The organism is Psychrobacter okhotskensis, from assembly GCF_013248965.1.
Taxonomy (GTDB): domain Bacteria; phylum Pseudomonadota; class Gammaproteobacteria; order Pseudomonadales; family Moraxellaceae; genus Psychrobacter; species Psychrobacter okhotskensis.
The window spans coordinates 1-1,360 of record NZ_JABRVQ010000060.1 but is presented as its reverse complement, the minus strand read 5'-3'; the positions used below and the strand labels follow the sequence as shown (position 1 = coordinate 1,360).

The following is a 1,360-nucleotide window of genomic DNA, read 5'->3' as shown; positions in this document are numbered from 1 at the left end:
ACAGGGCTCAGTCCTTTTAGTTTAAGCTGAATTCTCTCATGATTATAATAATGCATATACTCATGAATCTGTTTCTCTAAATCTTCAATGGTTTTCGGCTTCTTAATATAAATCGTCTCACACTTTAAAGACCCAAAGAAGCTTTCCATCAATGCATTATCTAAACAGTTCCCTTTTCGGCTCATACTTTGCTTAATGTTATTCTCTTTAAGCGTATTCGCAAACGCTTTCATCTGATAATGCCATCCTTGATCTGAATGCAGCGTGAGCTGCTCGGTGCGCTTTGTTGGTATGCCCTTAAGCGCACAATCAAGCATCTGTTTGACCAAGTCATAGACAGGTCGTTTTGATAGCTGGTAGCTGACAATCTCATTATTAAAGCAGTCAAGTATCGGTGATAAATATAGCTTGTCATCGCCGACTTTAAATTCAGTAATGTCTGTCAGCCATCTGCGATTGGGCGCACCCGCCCGAAACTTGCGCTTGACTCTATTCTTAGCAATGACGCCGCACGCTCCTTTATAGGATCGGTACCTTTGTCGTCTGATTCTCGCTGTCAGCTTAAGCTGTCCCATCAGCCGTGCAATCAGTTTGTGGTTATGAATGAGACCCTCATTCTTAAGGGTTTGGGTGATTCGACGGTAGCCATATCGACCTTTATGCTGATGATAGATATCACGGATGCGCTGTTTGAGTTCGGCGTATTTATCTTGACTACTAAGACTCGCCCTATGGTAGTAGAAACTACTCCGCGCAAGCTTTGCTATGCTGAGTAAGTCAGATAACGTGTGCTTTAGTCTCAATCCTTCGATGAGCCTTGCTTTGTCGCGGCTTGTTCCCTTTCCCGAAGCAAGGCATCGAGCTTTTTTAGATAGGCATTCTCCGCTCGTAGATATGCGTTTTCACGTTTGAGCTCTGCTAGTGTCTTTTCATTATCGGGTTTGTCTGTGATAGGAGAGGTCATGGGATGACTACCTTTATATTTGGATGTGAGTCCAGACATACCATGGAGCCTGTAAGCTTTATGCCAGTGGCTAATAAGCGCAGGTGAGCTGATATTAAACCTAAGGGCGGTTTCAGATTGACTTAATCCTTCTGCTAACATCACAGCGATCACTTTATACTTAAAGTCGCTACTGTATTTAGTTTTATTAGTCTTAGGTTTGATGGCGTCTATACCACTATGCTGATACTGCTGAACCCACTTAGATACCATTTTGTTATCAAGTCCAAACTTCTCACTTGTCGCACCGCTACTATGTCCTTGACGATAGTATGCTATGACTTTGATCTTAAAGTCTATGTCGTATTTCATAAAATAACCCCCAGAAGTTGTGTCCAACTTATGGGGGTCAGTTCA

Annotated in this window: 2 protein-coding genes; both read right to left on the bottom strand. The window is 42.6% G+C overall.

Going from position 1 to position 1,360, the window contains the following annotated elements:
- The coding region (locus HQR03_RS14035; RefSeq protein WP_336217952.1) for an IS3 family transposase at positions 1 to 812 on the bottom strand (812 nt) is incomplete at its 3' end.
- Positions 800 to 1,315: a helix-turn-helix domain-containing protein gene (locus HQR03_RS14030; RefSeq protein WP_101210720.1), complete on the bottom strand. Its 516-nt coding sequence runs from the start codon at positions 1,313 to 1,315 to the stop codon at positions 800 to 802. The genes HQR03_RS14035 and HQR03_RS14030, both read right to left, overlap by 13 nt.
- Between the last annotated feature and the right edge of the window lie 45 nt (positions 1,316 to 1,360).

Excerpts from the sequence above, each read along its gene's own strand:
- HQR03_RS14030 (WP_101210720.1), bottom strand. The coding sequence starts at position 1,315 with ATGAAATACGACATAGACTTTAAGATCAAAGTCATAGCATACTATCGT.